The organism is Litoribrevibacter albus, assembly GCF_030159995.1.
GTDB lineage: Bacteria > Pseudomonadota > Gammaproteobacteria > Pseudomonadales > Litoribrevibacteraceae > Litoribrevibacter > Litoribrevibacter albus.
Genome location: NZ_BSNM01000026.1, coordinates 165580 through 184879, shown reverse-complemented (window position 1 = coordinate 184879; position 19300 = coordinate 165580). Strand labels below are relative to the sequence as shown.

The following is a 19300-nucleotide window of genomic DNA, read 5'->3' as shown; positions in this document are numbered from 1 at the left end:
AGCCTTAAATCAGTATAGAATCTCAGGCCTAAAAAACGTCAATGCTGGTAATCATCTAACCTTATCACTCTTTATATGAAGATTCGAACCTACCGCCTACCGGCTCCCGAGCTGGATTCTGATATTGGCACGCCGTTAATTCGCGTCCCTTTTACTGGCACCTTTTTTACCAACCATCCGTTTGTTAGTTCATACATGGTTAGTTCATACATAAAGAGTACACACATGTTGAAACGTATTTTGCCAGTAACCGCCTTGACGATGTTGAGCCTTACAGGCTCCTTCGCGGTATTTTCAGAATCAGCCCTGGCGGCGGAAAACACTTCGGACTTTTGTAAACTGGATGCTTCGATTCCGGCCAGAGATTACTCAGAGATCCTAAATTACGCCGATCAGTTGGGCTGGGTAAAGAAAGAAGATTTACCAGAGCATTTAAAAGACAAAGCATCGCCGCGATGTGATGGTTTCTATATCGAAAGTGGTCAAAAAATCACTCACGACTCGCAAGCACCGATCAGCATTGAAGCCGACAATGTACGCGGTTCCTCTCAGGCAGAGACCAGTCGCTTCGACGGTAACGTGGTTATTACCCAACAAAAAAGTCAAAGCTTCTCTAACATGGCCTGCTATGACAAAAAGGCCAACCAGGCCAGTTTATTTGGTGACGTTCTGGTCAGTCACTCAGGCGTTCGCATGTTGGGTGACAGTGCGGAAGTGGATCTGACTGAAAACAACGGCCAAATTAATAATGCGCTGTTTTCCGTCGCCGATGCTCATCTGAGAGGTCAATCTCATCAGATGAATTTCAATTTCATGGGCGAAACCCAACAAGTGGATATCGATGAGGGTGATCTCACCTTCTGTGAACCATCAAGCAATGCCTGGAAAATCACTGCCCAAGACATCGAACTGGACTTTGCCGAAGGTTGGGGGGAAGCCTCGCACATCAAACTAAAAATTCACGATGTGCCGGTTTTCTATTTCCCTTGGATGAACTTCCCGTTGGATGACCGCCGTAAAACCGGCTTCCTCTATCCATCGGTCGAAGTAAAATCGGGCGAGAATGCCATTTCTACACCCTTTTATTGGAACATCGCACCTAATTACGATGCCACCATCACCCCTCGTTTCTTTGAAAACCGGGGTGAAATGCTGGAAGCCGAATTCCGCTACCTCAATCAATGGGGCATGAACCGTATCAGTGGTGGATATCTTGGCGACGATGACGATTACCCGGAAGAAGACATTCGTCAGACTCAAGGAGTTCCTGCCGGAGAAGATCGCTGGTCGCTGCACTTTGATCATTTAGGCAAAGTAAACGACTGGAAAACCGAGGTGGACTTCAACCGCGTCAGTGACGACGATTATCGCTCTGACTTTGGCGGCCTGTTGAGCCGTTCTGCTGACGGAACGGTAGATCAAATTGCCCGAGCCAGTTGGTCAGGTGACAACCTGGCGATCAATACCCAATTCCGCAGTTATCAAATCACCGACGAGGAAGAAGTGGATGCCGATCAGTACAAACTGATGCCGGATTTAGCCATTTCCGGCCTGTGGACAGACTTCGATGGCTGGCGGCCGTCGCTCTTCATCCAGACCTCTTACTTTGACCGAATCGGTTCAGATGATGACCTTAACAGCTTTGAGGCATCACGCACTGTCAGCTCTGCACTGCGTGGCGTATCTGAATTGACGTTGGATTATGATCTTCGCAAATCTTGGGCTTACCTGACACCGGGCGTTACTTTGTACAACGGGCAGTATCAATTATCAGGGTATGACGACCGGGTATTCGACAGCTCAGCGAGCTACACATTACCGTCGGCACACATCACCGGCGGATTATTTTTAGAACGCCCAACCAGTCTCTTTGGCCAAAGTTTTACCCAGACCCTTGAACCGCAAATCATGTACGCTTACATCCCTTATCAGGATCAAAGCGACATCCCGGTGTTCGACTCGAAAGACGCCGATTTAAGCTTCAATCAACTGTTTAAGCCGAATCGTTTTACCGGCGGGGATCGCGTAGGCGACACCTCTCAGATCAGTATGGGTGTCACTACTCGCTTTGTTGATGACCAAGGCAGCCAGACTTTAGTCGCCCGAGCAGGTACCATTCTTTACTTGAAAGACCGTAAGGTCGATTTGACCAATAACCACGATCAGGTCAAAACCAATACCGACAATGATTACGATATGTCCAACTACGTGGGCGAAGTTAGATACAGTCCGCTTAAACAATGGAGCTATCAGTTTGACTTCGAATGGAGTGACCGCCTCAATCAAACAGAGCGCAGCAGTCACGGATTACTGTACCGACTCGATCAGGATCACGTTGCTACGCTTCGCTACAATGAGAAGAAAGACGACAGACTCACACGGGAAGAATTTTTGGAATTTTCTGCTGGCTGGCAGGTCACACCTTTCTGGACACTCTTCCATCGCTGGGAATACGACCTGTCTTTGGATCGTACCTCCGATATTCTCAACGGTGTGGAATACAACAATTGCTGCTGGAGAGCCTCTGTCGTCTATCGAAACTACTACACGGGCGACCGGGAAATCGTAGAACGTAATGGCACCACCAGCTTGCGCGATGAATTCGATAGCGGCATCTTCTTTATGTTTGAATTAAAAGGCTTGGCAGGCACGGGCAGCTCTACCGAAGACCTGCTTCAAGAATTAATTGAAGGAATAAACCAACGGACCATTTATGATTACTAAGTTATTTCACACATCTTCGCGACGTTTGAACACGAAAGGACTGGCTCGTAAGTTTCCTTCTCTGATGTTTTCAGCAGCACTGCTTGGCTCCAGCCTGCTGATCAGTGAACCCAGCTTTGCAACCAAGCAACCCTTGGATCGTGTAGCGGCTCAAATCAACAACGACATCATCATGGAAAGCGAAGTCAAAGAGCGCATCGACATCGTTAAAATGCAGTTTATGGATTCTGGTCGACCACTGCCTCCGGAACACGTATTAACGCAACAAGTGATGGACCAACTGATTGTTGAAGAGCTCCAGCTGCAAATGGCGCAACGCGCAGGCATTCGAATCAGCGACCAGGAGTTGAACCAATCGGTGGCCAATATTGCCAAGAAAAGCGGCATGACACTTGAACAATTTAAAGCGGCATTGGAATCCGAAGGCACCAACTACAGCAGTGCCCGTGCTCAGATCAAACGAGAAATGATCGTCAGCCGGATTCGTCAAAATCTGGTAAATCGTCGTATTAAGATTACTGATCAGGAAGTAGCGGCGTTCCTTGCTTCAGAAGAAGGCAAAGAGAAGATTGCACCGGAATTCCAGATTGCTCACATTACCGTGCCTCTATCTGCGAGCGCGTCACCGGACGCCATTGCAAGCACTCGTCAGAAAGCCAGAGAAATCATCAAATTCTGGCGCCAAACAGACAATTACTTTGAAAAAGTAACAGCACGCTTCCCGGACTATCGTGCCGGCACCATCGATTGGGCAAAAATCCAAAACATTCCAAGTTTGTTTGCTGAAGTCATCACCGACATGAAAAAAGGTGAGCTCAGTGATGTCATCAAAAGTGACATTGGTTTCCATGTATTAAAGCTGGTCGACAAGCGCGGTGGCGACGATTTCATTATCGACAAAACCCATGTCCGCCACATTCTGATCAAACCAAATTTGATCCGGGACTCCAGCCAAGCCAAACAAATCGCCGATGATCTTTATCAGCAACTGATGGACGGCGCCGACTTTGCTGCTATGGCTCGTACTCATACGGACGATACCGGTTCGGCAGTAAACGGGGGTGATTTGGGCTGGATGAGTGGTGAAGAGCTGGTACCAAGTTTTGCACGAACCATGCACAACACCGACATCAATGAAATCAGCAAGCCCTTTGAAAGTCAGTTTGGCTGGCACATTCTTCAAGTACTGGAACGCAAGAAAGAAAACATGGCGTCGCAATATCAAAAAGCCATTGCCAAGAACTTTCTCAGAAAGCGTAAATTCCAGGACGAATTAGAAAACTGGCTTCAAGAACTGAAAGACGAAGCTTACATTGATCTCAAGCTGTAACCGATTTCATAGCGCTTTTTGCTCTTCATCGTAGAGCGCGTTTAGTAGTACTAGCAGTACCAAAGGGAGTAGATAGTGATAAAACTTGCCATTACAACGGGTGAACCAGCTGGTATCGGCCCAGAGCTTTCAACCCAACTCCCTTTTGATCAATTATTTCAACAATACCCGGATCTCCATCTGACACTGGTTGGAGATCAAAGCTGGCTGGAAGCCCAGACCAACGAAGAGTTATCTGCGTTTTCAGATCGCCTGGACTTTCACCACATTGCCCTGAAAGAATCGGCACATCACGGCCAGTTAAATACCGCTAACGCACAATACGTGCTGGATACCCTGACTCATGCCGCTACCGGGTGCATGAACGATCACTATCAAGGCATGGTAACCGCACCGGTGCAGAAAAGTGTGATCAACGATGCAGGCATTCCGTTTTCCGGTCATACGGAGTTTCTGGAAGAACTTACCGGCGCCAGGAAAGTCGTTATGATGCTGGCGACCGAAGGATTAAAGGTTGCGTTGGTGACCACGCATTTACCACTACGAAACGTTGCCGACGCCATTACACCTGAATTACTCACCGAGATCATTCAGGTGACACATCACGATTTGCAACGTTATTTTGGTATCGATCAGCCTCACATTTATGTCTGTGGATTAAATCCACACGCAGGTGAAGGTGGCCACTTAGGCATGGAAGAAATTACCATTATTGAGCCCACACTGAACGCCCTTCGAGAAACGGGCATTCAGCTCACCGGGCCGCTTCCGGCAGATACATTATTTACGGACAAATACCTGAAACATGCCGATACCGTACTCGCCATGTACCATGATCAGGGGCTTCCGGTGCTTAAATATAAAGGATTTGGAAACGCCGCTAATATTACTCTGGGCCTACCAATTATTCGCACCTCGGTTGACCACGGTACGGCATTGGATTTAGCAGGCAAAGGACTCGCAGACCAGGGAAGTCTCTTAACAGCCATTGATTACGGTTATAAAATGGCAAAAGCCCGAGCCACTCGACGTCAGTCGGCGTAATCGGTCACATTATTTTATAGATTCTTCGTTAGGACGTTTCATGTCATCAGATTTTCAACATCGCGCTAAAAAGCGATTTGGTCAGAACTTTTTACACGACCATAACATCATCGATAATATTTTAGCGGCGGTAGCTGCCAAGCCTGGTGACAACGTTGTAGAGATTGGTCCTGGTCAGGGGGCGATTACTGAAGGCATTTTGAAAGCCACTGACGGTCACCTGAACGTCGTGGAACTGGATCGAGACCTGATCCCCATTCTATTGAGCAAATTTAGCGTTTATCCGGGCTTTAAGCTCAATCAAGGCGATGCACTGGAATACGATTTTGGCCAATTAACGGCCGACAAACCAATGAAAGTCGTAGGTAACCTCCCCTACAACATTTCAACGCCATTGATCTTTCATCTTTTAAGCTACCACGACCGCATCACCGACATGCACTTCATGTTGCAGAAAGAAGTCGTCGACCGAATAGCTGCGGGCCCAAGAGAAAAGAATTATGGCCGGTTAAGCATCATGGTGCAGTATTACTGCCAGGTGCATTCCTTATTTATCGTAAAACCGGGATGTTTCCATCCGGTTCCAAAAGTGGATTCTGCCGTGATTCGTATGGTGCCTTATAAAGAATTACCGCACCCAGCGAAAGACGTTAAGCAACTCGAAAGCGTGGTTCGTCAGGCGTTCAGTCAACGACGTAAAACCTTAAGAAATACCTTAAAAGGGGTTATTTCCTCAGAAGAGCTGGAAGCACTGGGTATTGATCCAGGGGCACGACCAGAAACTCTGACTGTCGCTGAATACGTTGCTATCAGTGACGCGACCTGTTAACTCAGGCAATTGAAATTACGCAGTTATTTACGAACCTAAGGGGACCACAGCCTCTCATTAGACAGGCCTACCACTTGATTCGTTAACCTATTGGAAAAGTACATGAGCGAACCCACTAACACAAACGCCATCGAGATTCAGGTCACGACCGAATACATCGAAGAACAATCGAACCCGGAGAAGGATCGATTTGTGTTCGCCTACACCATCACGATTAGAAACCACGGAACAGAACCCGTGCAACTTCTGTCTCGTTACTGGCGTATACAAGACGGCAATGAACAAGTGCATGAAGTGGAAGGTGAAGGGGTTGTCGGCCAAAAACCGATGCTGGAACCAGGGCAAGATTTCACCTACACCAGCGGCACCGCCATCGCTACGCCAATAGGACATATGGAAGGGCATTATATTTTTGAAAGAGCAGACGGGTCTCAATTCACTGCCCCTATTCCTTGCTTCCGGTTAGCGCATTCGGCGATGATTCACTAGTCGAATGTTCGATGCCGACACTGACACATGTTTTATTACGATTCCGTCTCAATTAACAACCGGCCTGTAGCGGGCATGGCCAAGGATCATTCATGAGCACTTACGCCATCGGCGATATTCAAGGCTGTTACGACGAACTTCAGCAATTACTGGAGCTGGTGCAGTTTGATCCGACGCAGGATACCCTCTGGTTGGCAGGCGATCTGGTGAACCGAGGGCCAAAATCCTTGGAAACCCTACGCTTTGTCAAAGCCCTCGGCCAATCCGCCATCACCGTATTGGGCAACCATGATCTTCACTTACTTGCCTGTGCTCATGGCATCAAAAAAGCTAAAGGCTCTTTAGTGGATATCCTGGAAGCTGACGATCGGGATGAACTCCTTGATTGGCTCTGTCAGCAACCACTCGTTCACCATGATTCGGAATTGGGCTACACCCTGGTTCACGCAGGCATTCCTCCTATTTGGTCTGTGAAAAAAGCCATTGCTTTAAGCCAGGAAGTGGAGCAGGCACTTAAGAGTGAACATCGCCAAGCGTATTTCGAGCATATGTACGGTGATTTACCCGACACCTGGTCCGACGAATTAAAGGGACTAGATCGCCTGCGAGTCATTACCAACTACTTTACTCGAATGCGTTTCTGTGACGAAAACGGAAAGCTTGAGCTTAAAACGAAAGAAACCGCAGACGACTGGCCAGAAGGTTATCAACCTTGGTTTACCTTCAAATCCAAAAAATTAAAGAAAGAACGTATTATCTTTGGTCACTGGGCTGCTCTTGAAGGCAACACACAATCCAAACACGTTTTTGGACTGGACACTGGCTGCGTTTGGGGTGGCGCGCTGACGGCGCTAAGATTAGAAGATCAGCAACGTTTCAGTTTGCCTTGTTTGGCCCATAAACGAATCTAAGAAGACCCGATAACGGCCTTCAGGATCAAGTTATTAATAGGTACCTTATGTTTGAACGAATTTCACCACAACAAGCCAAAGAGTTGATTGATCAACAAGATGCTCACATTGTCGATATTCGAGATCCTGGCAGTTATCAATTGGGCCACATTCCAAACGCCTTGTTGCTCGACAATAACAACCTGGCTCAATTCATTGCTGATGCAGATTTCAACAAACCGTTAGTGGTTTACTGCTATCACGGCAACTCCAGTCAGCCAGCGGCCGCTTACCTTGCAGAGCAGGGCTTTGAACAAAGTTACAGCATGGACGGTGGTTTTGAACACTGGCGAGTTCTGTTCCCGGACGCCATCACTCAATAGAGACCGATACAGAAAGCCTCTTGCAAACTCAAACGTTGCAAGCATAAAAAAGCCGAGAATTAATCTCGGCTTTTTACTGAATCAACCGTGCTTAGGTAATCACATCCGGTTCGGTTCGACCGGTTAGTGTACTCACCTTGGCAATCTCTACAGCCGCTTGAGCCAGTGTGGTGGTTACCTCGCGGGCATCGCCCAGCAAGTCGCCTTCCGGTGACTGATACTGTTCCAGATACACTCGTAATGTTGCACCTTGAGTACCGGTTCCAGACAATCGATACACCACTCGGGAACCGTCCGTGAAGAAGATACGGATTCCCTGGTTTTTAGACACACTGCCGTCCACAGGATCTTCGTACTCAAAGACATCCGCCGATTGGATAATGTAATTTCCAAACGACTGATCTTTAAAGGTCGTCACGCCAGCAGTTAATTCAGACATCAATTGATCCGCCGCCGCGTTCTCAATGCCTTCAAAGTCATAACGACAATAATAAGACCGGCCAAAGCGCTGCCAATGCTCCAACATGATTTGTGCAACGGGTTTGTTCAAGGCATTCACGATAGTCAGCCAAGCCAACACCGCCCACAAACCATCTTTTTCCCGAACATGATCGGAGCCAGTACCGAAAGATTCTTCACCGCACAATTGAATACGCTTGTCATCCAAAAGGTTTCCAAAGAACTTCCAACCGGTCGGCGTCTCATAACAGTCAATGCCCAAGGACGCCGCAACACGATCCACGGCGGTACTGGTTGGCATTGAACGAGCCACGCCCAGGATGCCCTCTTCAAATTGAGGCAATAAACGGTGATGCTCTAACAACACCGCCAGACTGTCACTCGGGGAAACAAACTGTTGCTTGCCCAGGATTAGGTTGCGATCACCGTCGCCATCCGAAGCCGCCCCAACAACAGGCGCATCGTCAGCGTTCATCGCGGCAACCAAGTCTGCGGCATGAACCAGGTTCGGGTCAGGGTGACCGCCACCAAAGTCGACTTTTGCCTCAGCGTTTAATAACGCACTAGCTGGCGCTCCAAGCGCATCCACAAACAGGCGATGAGCATAAGGCCCTGTCACTGCATTCATGGCATCAAATAACAGACTGATTTTATTAGACTTAAAGCCTTGATCCAGTTGCGTAAAGTTAAACAGATCTGCCATATACAGCACATAATCCTCAACGCCGTCACGAATAGCCACTCGAGTATTATTCAGAACAAAATCTTTATCGGAGGTCAGATCCAAGTTATCTAACTTAGCAATTTTATAGGAACTCAAGGATTTGGATTCTTCAAACACCTCAGAGGTCAAAGACTCCGGTGCTGGCGCACCATTGGCACCATTAAACTTAATGCCAAAATCACCCTGTTCACCGGCCGGGTTATGACTGGCGGATAAAATAATTCCCGCATCGGCCTGATACTTCCTAATCCAGTGGGAAGCAGCGGGCGTCGATAAAATACCATCTCGGGCAATTAGTAATTGCGGAACGTCATTCGCCACGGCAATCGCAATGATTTTCTGAATCGCTTCTAAGTTGAGATAACGACCATCACCACCCACCACAATCAACTGAGGATCGTTCTTTTGTAGTACATTCAGAAAGCTTTGAACAAAGTTCTCTAAATAATGCGCTTGCTGAAAGACCTGAACTTTCTTTCTCAGCCCGGATGTTCCCGGCTTTTGATCGGTAAAGGCTTGCGTTGCGACCTCTACTACCTCGAATTCCTTCATGAATACGTCCTTAAATCAAACTTCCGTCAATCACGTCTTAATCTCAACAGTTTACCATAGATATTTGACATCAAAGTGCTAACCTATAGCGAATATTCTTAGTCCACTTAAAAATAACAACAAGGAGCTCAGCTCATGAGTAACGTATGGAAATCCCTCGCCTTAGGCATCAGTGTGTTGGCGGCCGTAGGATGCTCGTCCACCCCCAATAATGTTCAGACACATGTCGTTGCCAATACCGAATACAACTACCAGCAACTTGGCAGTTTTTCTATCGAACCCAAGCAGTTTGTTGGGGCAGCCAGCGACGCAGAACCAGACATCTATGAATCAGTAAAAGATGTACTTAGCAGAAAAGGCTATCAATTCAGTCAAGCCGGTGGCGATTTTGCCGTTGAGTTCTACGCTCGCCGAACAGAAGAAAAGAAAATGGTCATGCGCCCGATCGCAACACCCGCCGGTCAGTTCACTGAATACCGCATGGAAGATTTCCTTAAAGGCGCATTGGTGATTCACTTAAGAGACACCAAAACCAATGAAATTTTCTGGAAGAATACCCTGTCAGCAGAAGGCAAACACAGAGCTCAGGGTGAAGAGCTGAAAAAGCGCATCCAGTACGCTGTAGAACGTATTTTTAGCAGTTTCCCTAACAAATAGACATTAATTTTACGCACAAAAAAGCCCTGAACAGTCAGGGCTTTTTTACGAGTTTGATTTTCGGATCCTGATTTTCAGATACACATTTACCAGGCGACCACCAAATCTCTCATTTGGATTTGCAGCACAGGCATGCTGCCAGTCACCTCGGCAAAGGCAAAATGCGGCTGTACCTGACCGACCCGAACGGTGGTTTCGACACGATTCATCGAGGCATCGATACGGAACGGATGCTCATAGTGTTCTTTGGTTCGATAAACGGTCAAGGTATCTCCTGGACGCAAGCCATCCAATGCCCCGGCATTGATACGAAGCTGATTGCCGTCCGCCTGTAGAATCTCCGCCATAAATGGCTGGCAGTTCATCAACATCGCCATATCCTGACTGATGTTCTCAATGACACGCTCTACAGCAAAGCCATAATCGGTTTTCCAGAAGTTTTGTGTGCCGAATCCGGCTTTGGAGAATTCATTCTCCGTCCAGTTGCCTTCATCCGAGTACGCCGTTCTGTGAACAAGCGCCCCACTGTAGGCTTCGTAAACATACACATCCACAGAAATGCGTCTGAGCTTTTGCTCTTCACCCAACACCAAATCCATTAACGGCTGAGCCAACAACTCTTCACGTTGATAGTTGCCCTTATGGCTCATGTCCCGGATCACGCCAGAAATCACATACTGCACACCAAGATCACGACCTATGCGAGATAACTCAGCCACAGTGTAATCCGGCATTGTCCGGCTTGGTGCATTGATGATGTCGGGATAAATGCCTATGTGGGTTGCTGGCTGAACTCTCAAGCCACCGTATGAGCTCATGGTCAACGCAATACGCTGAGGCATCTCACGCTCGATAGCGTCCAGCTGCCCCAGGGTAGCCTCATCCATCTTCTGACGGGAGAAGCCTAATACGGCCACTCGTTTGTTATAGTTTTGCGATTTGCTCGGCGTACAAAATGGCTCAGGTGCCACTTCTGCTCTGACTTTCAAGGTCACCACATTGTTCTCGATGACCTCTGACACAACATTGATTTCACCGAACTCCGCATTTGTTTGCATGCGAATGTTGTCCTGCGTGATGAAACCGTTGTTTGCAATCTCTGTACTGGTTACACGTACATTTGCTTGTAAAGTGGCATCCCGAAGCGCACGTCGATATGCCAAATCTTTTGCGAACTCTAAGTCCCCTTCGATTTGGGCATGACCGGTTCCTGTCACAGTTTTAGACCAGCCCACCACCGACAAAAGCATCAACACACTAATGGTTAATACACGCCACATACTCTCACCTGCTCTTTGTTCACCCAACTTACAAGCTCTTTACTTTCTTCGAGTTTTTCAACTCAGACCAAACTGAAGCATTACGCCTCAGTTAGTCCAAAAAGTAGCTGCGCTTATGGCCTGCACGTATATGTTTGTTCTGCTGATAATAATTAGAACGGCCTTGGTGCTGAGGCGGCAATGGTGAGCGGCAATCGGTGTTGCTGGTGAGATAGTTCACATCAGAAAGACAAACAAAGAACTCTTTATCCAAAGTCATCTCAAGTACGGTTTCAAAAATACCGTCTTTTTTCTTTTCAGAGCTAACAACTTTAGCACCGTGAACAAACGCATCTACGTAGGTTTTAAAACGGTCGTCCTGCATGATCAAGTTTTCAATGCTTGATCCACCTTCCAATGCCGTACCATACACACGCTCTGCCATCGCGCGGTAGGCATCCAGCTTGGACGCTCTCATTCCCATCAATTGTTGCTGAGCAGCATTCAATTTTTTGTTGTTTTGAATGGTACCGTAGCCTTTCACCCGAATAACTTGAGGTTGAGAATTGGCTGGACGCTCTTGGTACTGAATAACCGGCTGGATTTGTGTTTCAACTTGCGTTTGCGCTGCTTTATTGGCTTGCGCCTGAGCATCCTGCTGGTTTAAAAAGTGGTGATTCGTACACGCAGACACCGACAAAACCAGTACCGCAGTGGAAACTCCTTGAGCGAGTTTTGAAATCTTCATGACAAACCTCTGACAATTGTTGCCGCTTAAATGATTGTTTCTGAAGATTGATCAAATTGTGTGCCAGTTTATATTTTGCAGACATAAAAATGCTCCAGTAAAGGAGCATCTTTATTCTAATCTATTGAATTAACTGACTATCTCAAGCCATATTTTTTCAACAACGCCAGTTCTCAGTATTGATAAACCACCCCACCCGCTGGCTGGAACAAGTAGGTTTTAATATTGCTGTCACTGTTTTTTGACGAATTAGAGGACATCTGAATCGGCATCACAGGCTGCTGTACCGGCTGCATTTGCTGTTGTGGATAGGGTTGCTGCTGATACGGCGAATAGCTCATCGGCTGACCCATTGGCTGCGCCTGACCATTCTGAGGCATTTGTCCTGGCTCAACTGGCGTCAATTTATAATACTCCGGCATATGAACCTTAGGCGCAGGCGGTGGTGCCTGATATGGTGCTTGATAGACTGGCGCTTGGTAGGCATAAGGGGCAATCGGCTGATAGATAGGCGGCAACACCTTCACATTTTCCCCATAACTCATAGGCAAATGTTGTCCGCTTGTAGACGCGGCATTTTTGTCACAATCACAGCCAACCAAATCGTTCTTATTAAAATGATGTATATGATGAACTTCGCAACCAGCCAATCCAACCGACGCTGCCAAAAGTAGCATGTGCAGTTTCATATCTATCCGTCCTGAGATTCGAGTCTATTCTCAAAGTATCGACCATTCAGCGCGCTACTTGAGTTCTTTTTAGTATTTGAGTGTAAACGGATGTACAGTCGATCCGATCTGTTTTTAATAATGATAATTGGCACAAGGCTGGATTTTACAATGCCGTTGTCCTTGCTCTGTGGCCCAAACAGGCTCTTCAGGATCAGGAAAGCTGTACTGGGGGCCCAGCAAGGTGTGTAATGCACTGCAGCCCGAGACATTCATAATTAATACACTTAGTATTAGAATTCGTTTCATAGTCACACTCCCTTTTGAGGGTTATCGGCCTAAAAGCCCAAGCCTGTAATAAAACATTTTCTCCCAACATCTGAGGTCTATCTTGAAAACCTACTTAGTCGGCGGCGCCGTTCGTGATCATCTATTAAACATTCCCGTCTATGACAGAGATTGGGTGGTGGTCGGTGCAACACCAGAAGAAATGAACAAGGCAGGTTTTCGTTCGGTTGGTAAGGACTTTCCCGTCTTTCTTCATCCGGATACCCATGAAGAACACGCCCTAGCCCGCAAGGAAAAAAAAGAAGGACGAGGCTATCACGGGTTCATCTGCGACTTTTCATCGGATGTAACGCTGGAAGAAGACTTACTACGCCGCGATCTGACCATAAATGCAATGGCACAGGACACATCGGGTGAGATTATAGACCCCTACCACGGCCAGAAAGACCTTGAAAATAAACTATTGCGCCACGTCTCCGAAGCGTTTTCAGAAGACCCTTTACGCGTACTTAGAGTGGCCCGTTTTGCAGCCCGCTTCCATCACCTTGGTTTTAGCGTTGCAGAAGAAACCATTGATTTGATGAGAGAAATTTCAGCGTCCGGCGAGCTGGATTACCTGACCGCTGAACGAGTATGGAAAGAGACCGAACGCGCATTATCCGAGCAAAGCCCCTGGGTCTTTTTCAATGTTCTGAGAGAATGCGATGCCCTGGCAATTATTTTCCCGGAATTAGACCAATTATTTGGTGTACCTCAACGAAAAGAATTTCATCCTGAGATTGATACCGGCCTTCATAGCATGATGGTGTTAGAACAAGCGAGCCTCCTATCGAAAGAGATCACCGTACGCTTTGCCGCCTTAACCCATGACTTAGGCAAAGGCATCACTCCGGCAGAGATGCTTCCAAGGCATATTGGTCATGAGTTTAAAGGGCTCACTCTGGTCGACGAACTTTGTCAGCGCTTAAAAGTACCGAATAAGCTGAAGGAGTTAGCGTTACTGGTCTGTGAATTTCACACTCAGTGCCACACCGCCTTTCAACTCAAGCCATCCACTGTGTTAAAGCTGCTTGATAAGGTCGACGCATGGCGTAAACCGGAGCGATTTGAAGAGTTTCTCTTAGCCTGTGAAGCCGATGCACGAGGACGAACTGGCTATGAAGATTCGGACTATCCTCAAGCCGATTATCTAAGAACAGCCCATCAAGTGTGTTTAAGCATTCAACCCGGCGAACTGGCAAAAGCCGGCTTCAAGGGAGCTGCGATTCGGGAAGAGTTAAACAAACAGCGCATTGAGCTATTAGCGAAGCATAAAGCACTGACAGTGAATCAGAACGGATAGAGATAGAAGCTGACAACATAGCCCACAAGGTTCTTTAGCTGTTCACATCTAATGATCGGTTAAAGATCCTGCCCTAACTGACCAAGATAATGGTGCCAATCAAACGCTGCACCGGGATCCGTTTTCCGACCAGGTGCAATATGGCAATGCCCTGTTATGCGTTCTTTGGTGATTGCAGGATAGGCTTTTCTAATCACCTCAGTTAGCTCAACTAAACTTTGGTATTGCGCTGTTTCATAAGGCAGGTCATCCGTTCCTTCCAGCTCAATACCTATCGAAAAGTCGTTGCAGTTTTCTTGCCCATCAAACACAGACACACCGGCATGCCACGCTCTTTCTTCGGTAGACACAAACTGAATGATTTCACCCGTACGTTTGATGTAGAAATGAGAGGAAACTTCCAGCCCTTCTATTTCTTCAAAAAACGGATGTTCTGATTTATCCAGTCGGTTCTGAAAAAAACGTTCCACATGATCGCCACCAAATTGGCCTGGTGGGAGACTGATATTGTGAATCACCAACAGGTCAACAGATACGCTGTCAGGTCTGTGATTGAAGTTCGGGGACTTCACATGTGTTCCCGGCACCAACCAGCCCTTACATAATTCCATGAAAGCTCCCGCTTTTATTTAATGACGAAAAAGAAACTCTACCAGTAAGCAGAACATTCACCAACACATCCCCAAAAAAGACCTTATTAAGAGAAGATTACGAGCCAGAACGACGTTCATCAATAGAAGATATGAAAAGCCTATACATGAATACCTAAAAATAAAAAACCTAGACATAAAAAAGCCCAGACGTTCTGGGCTTTGAAAAGTACACTTATTCAATAAAGACTACGACTTAGGCATTCTCAAGTTCTGAACCACCGATTTAAGGGCACGATCAAATACCGCCCCGTTATCGATCAAACTGATACGTCCGTCTCGTAACATCTTGGCGAACTCAGCCCGAGTGCATTCATGAACTTTCATGCCGGCATGATTCACCAGAATATACTTGTTCAACTTAGGCAACGCCGCTGCCAATTTAGTACGCACTTCTCCGTCGTCTTTGGTCATGCGGAACCAGCTACCCGTACCAAATTCATCCACTTTTTGAAGGTACTCAGCCAACGAATCATCTTCATGATCCTGAGACTGTTGCGTCAACACCTGATCAATCGCAGCCATGGTTTCGGATGCAGACAGCTCTTCATCCGACTCTCGTAAGCGCTCACCAGGGTTATTGTTCTTAACCAGATAATCTTTCGACGCTTCTGCTTGCTCAGCAGTACCGTCGCGAGTACTGGCTTCTTTCAACATGTTAATTTGAAGGGTTTCCAACTCTTTCAAAAGACGACTGCTGTCATACGGGTTGAACGAAACATCATTCAAACCTTTACGCAGTTTCTTCTGAACCATTGGAATAACTTTCAACAAGACAGGACGCGTCATCCGAGTATGCTCACCGGCTACCGTCCAAAGCATCTGCTCAATGGTGAAAACGGCTTCTTTCCACTCGTCACTTTCATATCCCGACTTCAGGACATTCAAGAACAACACCTTGCTCCATGCATCTGAAAGCAAAGTTTCAATAAACTCAGGAAGTGGGCGATAAGCTTCCGTAACACGGCTCAGCGTGGTCTTAACCCACTCACGCGCCTTCTCTGTTTTGGCTTTGCCTTCCTCGGCATCTTGCAAGCGCTGAGTAACTAACGCCACTCGGTGTGCTTCTTTTTCCTGGAAGACCTGAAAATCAGCCAACAACATTTCAAACAAATCTAAATTGGTTTCAAAGTCGTTACAGACTCGATTCACCACTTCTTCGATTTTGAATCTGAGACGTTCCTGAAAACGGTCTGATTGATGATTGAAACCAACCGCTGCCGAGGCAAGCGCATTTAACAAGCTGCGAGCCGGATGTGATTTCTGATCAAAGAAGCGTTGATCCTGCAATGCCAATTTCACTAAAGGAAGCTGCAACCGCGCCAAAATAGCTCGTATGGACGGAGTGATGTTGCGATCTTCCAAAATAAATTCAAACAACATGGCCACTAAATTGATGGCATCATTGTCTTTGCGGCTCATCGGCAAAGCACGGCCATTATGACCCTGTTCACGCATTGCACCGCGTAGGTGTTCACGAACATCAAAGTTTAACCAACCTTGCAGCTCGTTTTCGTCACCGCTCGAAGGCAGTTCCACGATAGATAAGGCCTGACAAATTTGGCCAACAGACTGCGTAGGGCCTTGGTAGTTGGGGGCCGCAACCATCACATCACTGCTATTCAGTTGTACTTGAGACAACAACTTTTGCAAAGAACGGAAGATCGGCTTAATGTCGCCTGCGGGCGCCCCACCCATAGCAACATTTCCGTAACCGCCATTTCCTTGGGCCGGAGTGCCATTCGATGTAGTCGAAGACGTTTGACGTTTCTTCGGCGTCAAATCAGGCAACGCACCATGCGTCACTAACAGCGTATCCAGCGCCTCGTACAAATCAGACAGTTTTGATAACACAAACTGATCAAATAATTTGTACACGATTAAACGCGCTTCAATTTCCAGTTCAAGTAAATGAATGCAATCAGCAAAGTAATCGCATAGATTGATCGGCGCGGTTGGATTATCCGCCTCGACCATGTCTTCTCTGCTTAACAAATAGCCAATGCGTTTATTCAGGTAGCTTAGTGTGGTCTTATTTGCTGACGTTGCCTTATTCGACATAGTTTCAAGGGCAACACGCTCTTCCAGCTCATCGTTCTGAACCAGAGAAAGACTTTCCATCGACACTTTATCTTGCTGACGTGCGGCGACAGAAACACCCGATGCCAAATCATCAAACGACTTACGGAATCCTTCAAAGAATTTCGTTTCCATCTGACGTCGTTTTAAGCGTACTGCACGCATCGCGTTAAAATAGCGCTCTTGCTGCTCATTTGAAGAAGCTTTATCCGACAACTTAAACAAAGTGTCATCAGCGCTATCGAACATCGCGCGCAAAAGCAGTTTCAGCTCTTTCTGAGCTAAATCGCTATACGCTTTAACCGGCACAGACAAACCCTTAACATTTGTCGTAACACCTGGGTTAATTGAAACCACTTTATCTTGTGGGCTCATGTTCTTCTCCAATAGAAAGCTTACTAAGAGATTTTCAGCAAAATTGATGAAATTCCAGCCTTGGAATGACTGATACTAAGGTACTGCATTTATATACAAATGGAGTTTAGTCGTACAATACCTTAAAAATTCAGATTTATGTCACGTTTTTACGTATCTTTACGATAAAAAATTGACGGTTACTCAGAATACGCAAAGCTATTACAATAGCTTGTCAAAGGTGACCCAAAGCCGGCTACATCTGACTTCCTTGTTAAATTTTAGACAAATTGAGACCAATATGACTTCACTATCTCCTGAATTGATCAACAACATCGAGCTTTCTGTAAAACTGGCGTTAGCGGAAGACATCGGAGAAGGAGACATTACCGCTCAACTCATCCCGGAAGATCGTCAAGGGTATGCAAAAGTCATTACCCGTGAAGATGGCATTTTATGCGGCCAAGCCTGGGTCAACGAAGTATTCAAACAGTTTGATCCAAAAGTGGAAGTCATCTGGCACAAACAAGACGGCGACCACATTCTTGGCGACTCTTTATTATTTGAACTGAAAGGCTCTGCTCGATCACTTCTTACCGGTGAACGCTGTGCTCTTAACTTCTTACAGACGCTATCTGCCACTGCAACAAAAGCTTATGAATACGCACAACTTGTGGAAGGTACATCGGTAACTTTACTTGATACCCGTAAAACCCTGCCTGGCTTCCGTTTAGCTCAAAAATACGCCGTTAAAATCGGCGGATGTGATAACCACAGAATTGGTCTCTACGATGCGTTCCTGATCAAAGAAAATCACATCGCCGCAGCCGGTGGAATCAAACAAGCCGTGGAAAAAGCCCATCAAATCGCACCTGGAAAACCAGTGGAAGTAGAAGTGGAAACCTTCGAAGAGTTTGATCAAGCACTTGAAGCCGGTGCAGACATCATCATGCTTGATAATTTTAGCAACGCAGATCTCGTCAAAGCGGTTGAAATCAACAAAACGCAACACAATAGTAAGGCAAAACTGGAAGCATCCGGTGGTATAACTAAAGAAACGTTAAGAGCCAAAGCTGAAACCGGCGTCGATTACATCTCGATAGGTGCGCTAACGAAAGATGTTAAGGCGCTGGATCTATCGATGCGGTTTGTGGAGTTGTAATCCACCCTAACCCTTCTTGTCACAAGGTGACACTTTGCGTCACCTTAAAATAAACCTCCACAAAAGAACCAACACTCAAAAAAGCCATAACAACATGATTTTTAACAATTTTAAAGTTTTGGCACAATCAGAGCTTTAGTCCAGATATCCAAAACGGACAAAACTCTCAATCATTTCCTATGAGGAAAAAAAAATGACTAAGAATCAAGCACAAGCTGGTTTCACTCTAATTGAATTAATGATCGTAGTTGCGATCATCGGTATCCTAGCAGCAGTAGCAATCCCTGCTTATAAAGACTATGTATCTACCGCAGAAGGTGGTGCAGGTATGAAAGGCGTAAATGGCTTCGTACAAAAAGCCCAGACTTGTATTCAAACAGGTTTTGGCTGTACAGAACTTGGCACTGAAATTACAAACACCACTGAAACCACTCTCGAGTCAGGTACCGTCGCCAAAGATACCGCGTTTAAAGTTTCTTGGGACACAGGCGTTTGTAAAGTATTTGCCAACCTAACCAACTTAGGTGTTGTTAGCTTCTCCGCGTTATCTCAAGATACAGCAGCTGCGTCGGACGCACAGTGTGCAGAAGGTGCAGGTAACGTAGCAATCGGTAGTTAATAGCTCTACTGATTTTACAAGAACAATTGAAAGCCCACTATATGTGGGCT

At 46.5% G+C, this 19300-nt stretch carries 18 protein-coding genes; 11 read left to right on the top strand and 7 right to left on the bottom strand.

Translation table 11 applies throughout. From position 1 onward, the window contains the following. Positions 1-225: 225 nt before the first annotated feature. The 7 genes from QQL66_RS19565 to glpE all read left to right on the top strand — a co-directional run bounded on the left by QQL66_RS19565 (position 226) and on the right by glpE (position 7689). Positions 226-2724, top strand: a complete 2499-nt coding sequence (locus tag QQL66_RS19565; RefSeq protein ID WP_284383810.1) for an LPS-assembly protein LptD — start codon at positions 226-228, stop codon at positions 2722-2724. After that, positions 2714-4054: a peptidylprolyl isomerase gene (locus QQL66_RS19560; protein ID WP_284383809.1), complete on the top strand. Its 1341-nt coding sequence runs from the start codon at positions 2714-2716 to the stop codon at positions 4052-4054. Before QQL66_RS19565 ends, QQL66_RS19560 begins: the two co-directional genes overlap by 11 nt. Positions 4055-4129: 75 nt before the next feature. Continuing rightward, positions 4130-5098 (top strand): 4-hydroxythreonine-4-phosphate dehydrogenase PdxA, encoded by a 969-nt coding sequence (gene pdxA / locus QQL66_RS19555; protein ID WP_284383808.1) that lies wholly within the window; start codon positions 4130-4132, stop codon positions 5096-5098. A gap of 40 nt (positions 5099-5138) precedes the next feature. Then, the gene (rsmA, locus tag QQL66_RS19550; RefSeq protein WP_284383807.1) at positions 5139-5927 is read left to right on the top strand and encodes a 16S rRNA (adenine(1518)-N(6)/adenine(1519)-N(6))-dimethyltransferase RsmA; all 789 of its coding nucleotides are present in this window, start codon (positions 5139-5141) and stop codon (positions 5925-5927) included. A 102-nt stretch (positions 5928-6029) separates the two neighbouring features. Then, entirely contained in the window at positions 6030-6416 is a 387-nt protein-coding gene (apaG, locus tag QQL66_RS19545; protein WP_284383806.1) for a Co2+/Mg2+ efflux protein ApaG, read from the top strand. A gap of 92 nt (positions 6417-6508) precedes the next feature. Beyond that, the gene (locus tag QQL66_RS19540; protein ID WP_284383805.1) at positions 6509-7327 is read left to right on the top strand and encodes a symmetrical bis(5'-nucleosyl)-tetraphosphatase; all 819 of its coding nucleotides are present in this window, start codon (positions 6509-6511) and stop codon (positions 7325-7327) included. 47 nt (positions 7328-7374) lie between these two features. Next, a complete protein-coding gene (gene glpE, locus QQL66_RS19535; protein ID WP_284383804.1) occupies positions 7375-7689 on the top strand; it encodes a thiosulfate sulfurtransferase GlpE in 315 nt (104 codons plus the stop codon). Positions 7690-7780: 91 nt separating this feature from the next. Here the strand turns inward: glpE and QQL66_RS19530 are convergent, their stop codons facing one another. Further along, positions 7781-9424: an alpha-D-glucose phosphate-specific phosphoglucomutase gene (locus QQL66_RS19530; protein ID WP_284383802.1), complete on the bottom strand. Its 1644-nt coding sequence runs from the start codon at positions 9422-9424 to the stop codon at positions 7781-7783. Between the two features lie 135 nt (positions 9425-9559). On the opposite strand from QQL66_RS19530, the gene QQL66_RS19525 reads away from it, so the two are divergent. After that, positions 9560-10081, top strand: coding sequence for a DUF4136 domain-containing protein (locus tag QQL66_RS19525; RefSeq protein ID WP_284383800.1), 522 nt, complete (start codon positions 9560-9562; stop codon positions 10079-10081). Positions 10082-10167: 86 nt separating this feature from the next. Here the strand turns inward: QQL66_RS19525 and QQL66_RS19520 are convergent, their stop codons facing one another. The 4 genes from QQL66_RS19520 to QQL66_RS19505 form a co-directional block, all read right to left on the bottom strand. Beyond that, on the bottom strand, positions 10168-11361 hold the full coding sequence (locus QQL66_RS19520) for a flagellar assembly protein T N-terminal domain-containing protein (protein ID WP_284383798.1): 1194 nt from the start codon (positions 11359-11361) through the stop codon (positions 10168-10170). Between the two features lie 91 nt (positions 11362-11452). Then, positions 11453-12088, bottom strand: a complete 636-nt coding sequence (locus tag QQL66_RS19515; protein ID WP_284383797.1) for an LPP20 family lipoprotein — start codon at positions 12086-12088, stop codon at positions 11453-11455. Between the two features lie 173 nt (positions 12089-12261). Continuing rightward, the gene (locus QQL66_RS19510; protein WP_284383795.1) at positions 12262-12777 is read right to left on the bottom strand and encodes a hypothetical protein; all 516 of its coding nucleotides are present in this window, start codon (positions 12775-12777) and stop codon (positions 12262-12264) included. A gap of 114 nt (positions 12778-12891) precedes the next feature. Then, positions 12892-13065: a hypothetical protein gene (locus QQL66_RS19505; RefSeq protein ID WP_284383794.1), complete on the bottom strand. Its 174-nt coding sequence runs from the start codon at positions 13063-13065 to the stop codon at positions 12892-12894. An 82-nt stretch (positions 13066-13147) separates the two neighbouring features. On the opposite strand from QQL66_RS19505, the gene QQL66_RS19500 reads away from it, so the two are divergent. Beyond that, positions 13148-14386 carry a multifunctional CCA addition/repair protein gene (locus QQL66_RS19500; protein WP_284383793.1) on the top strand — a complete coding sequence of 413 codons (1239 nt, stop codon included), beginning with the start codon at positions 13148-13150 and terminating at the stop codon, positions 14384-14386. 59 nt (positions 14387-14445) lie between these two features. On the opposite strand, the gene ampD is transcribed toward QQL66_RS19500, so the two are convergent. Then, positions 14446-14997 carry a 1,6-anhydro-N-acetylmuramyl-L-alanine amidase AmpD gene (gene ampD, locus QQL66_RS19495; RefSeq protein ID WP_284383792.1) on the bottom strand — a complete coding sequence of 184 codons (552 nt, stop codon included), beginning with the start codon at positions 14995-14997 and terminating at the stop codon, positions 14446-14448. Between the two features lie 228 nt (positions 14998-15225). Then, entirely contained in the window at positions 15226-17490 is a 2265-nt protein-coding gene (locus tag QQL66_RS19490; RefSeq protein ID WP_284383791.1) for a DUF1631 domain-containing protein, read from the bottom strand. A gap of 280 nt (positions 17491-17770) precedes the next feature. On the opposite strand from QQL66_RS19490, the gene nadC reads away from it, so the two are divergent. Continuing rightward, complete coding sequence (gene nadC / locus QQL66_RS19485) at positions 17771-18631, top strand: carboxylating nicotinate-nucleotide diphosphorylase (protein WP_284383789.1); 861 nt, start codon at positions 17771-17773, stop codon at positions 18629-18631. Positions 18632-18824: 193 nt separating this feature from the next. Then, on the top strand, positions 18825-19250 hold the full coding sequence (locus QQL66_RS19480) for a pilin (RefSeq protein WP_284383787.1): 426 nt from the start codon (positions 18825-18827) through the stop codon (positions 19248-19250). The last annotated feature ends 50 nt before the right edge of the window (positions 19251-19300 follow it).

What these genes read in the sequence shown, in the direction of transcription:
- QQL66_RS19490 (WP_284383791.1), bottom strand. Translation starts at nt 17,490, where the DNA reads ATGAGCCCACAAGATAAAGTGGTTTCAATTAACCCAGGTGTTACGACA.
- QQL66_RS19505 (WP_284383794.1), bottom strand. Translation starts at nt 13,065, where the DNA reads ATGAAACGAATTCTAATACTAAGTGTATTAATTATGAATGTCTCGGGC.
- apaG (WP_284383806.1), top strand. Translation starts at nt 6,030, where the DNA reads ATGAGCGAACCCACTAACACAAACGCCATCGAGATTCAGGTCACGACC.
- QQL66_RS19520 (WP_284383798.1), bottom strand. Translation starts at nt 11,361, where the DNA reads ATGTGGCGTGTATTAACCATTAGTGTGTTGATGCTTTTGTCGGTGGTG.
- QQL66_RS19540 (WP_284383805.1), top strand. Translation starts at nt 6,509, where the DNA reads ATGAGCACTTACGCCATCGGCGATATTCAAGGCTGTTACGACGAACTT.
- glpE (WP_284383804.1), top strand. Translation starts at nt 7,375, where the DNA reads ATGTTTGAACGAATTTCACCACAACAAGCCAAAGAGTTGATTGATCAA.
- ampD (WP_284383792.1), bottom strand. Translation starts at nt 14,997, where the DNA reads ATGGAATTATGTAAGGGCTGGTTGGTGCCGGGAACACATGTGAAGTCC.
- QQL66_RS19480 (WP_284383787.1), top strand. Translation starts at nt 18,825, where the DNA reads ATGACTAAGAATCAAGCACAAGCTGGTTTCACTCTAATTGAATTAATG.
- QQL66_RS19510 (WP_284383795.1), bottom strand. Translation starts at nt 12,777, where the DNA reads ATGAAACTGCACATGCTACTTTTGGCAGCGTCGGTTGGATTGGCTGGT.
- QQL66_RS19565 (WP_284383810.1), top strand. Translation starts at nt 226, where the DNA reads ATGTTGAAACGTATTTTGCCAGTAACCGCCTTGACGATGTTGAGCCTT.
- QQL66_RS19515 (WP_284383797.1), bottom strand. Translation starts at nt 12,088, where the DNA reads ATGAAGATTTCAAAACTCGCTCAAGGAGTTTCCACTGCGGTACTGGTT.
- nadC (WP_284383789.1), top strand. Translation starts at nt 17,771, where the DNA reads ATGACTTCACTATCTCCTGAATTGATCAACAACATCGAGCTTTCTGTA.
- QQL66_RS19530 (WP_284383802.1), bottom strand. Translation starts at nt 9,424, where the DNA reads ATGAAGGAATTCGAGGTAGTAGAGGTCGCAACGCAAGCCTTTACCGAT.
- QQL66_RS19525 (WP_284383800.1), top strand. Translation starts at nt 9,560, where the DNA reads ATGAGTAACGTATGGAAATCCCTCGCCTTAGGCATCAGTGTGTTGGCG.
- QQL66_RS19560 (WP_284383809.1), top strand. Translation starts at nt 2,714, where the DNA reads ATGATTACTAAGTTATTTCACACATCTTCGCGACGTTTGAACACGAAA.
- rsmA (WP_284383807.1), top strand. Translation starts at nt 5,139, where the DNA reads ATGTCATCAGATTTTCAACATCGCGCTAAAAAGCGATTTGGTCAGAAC.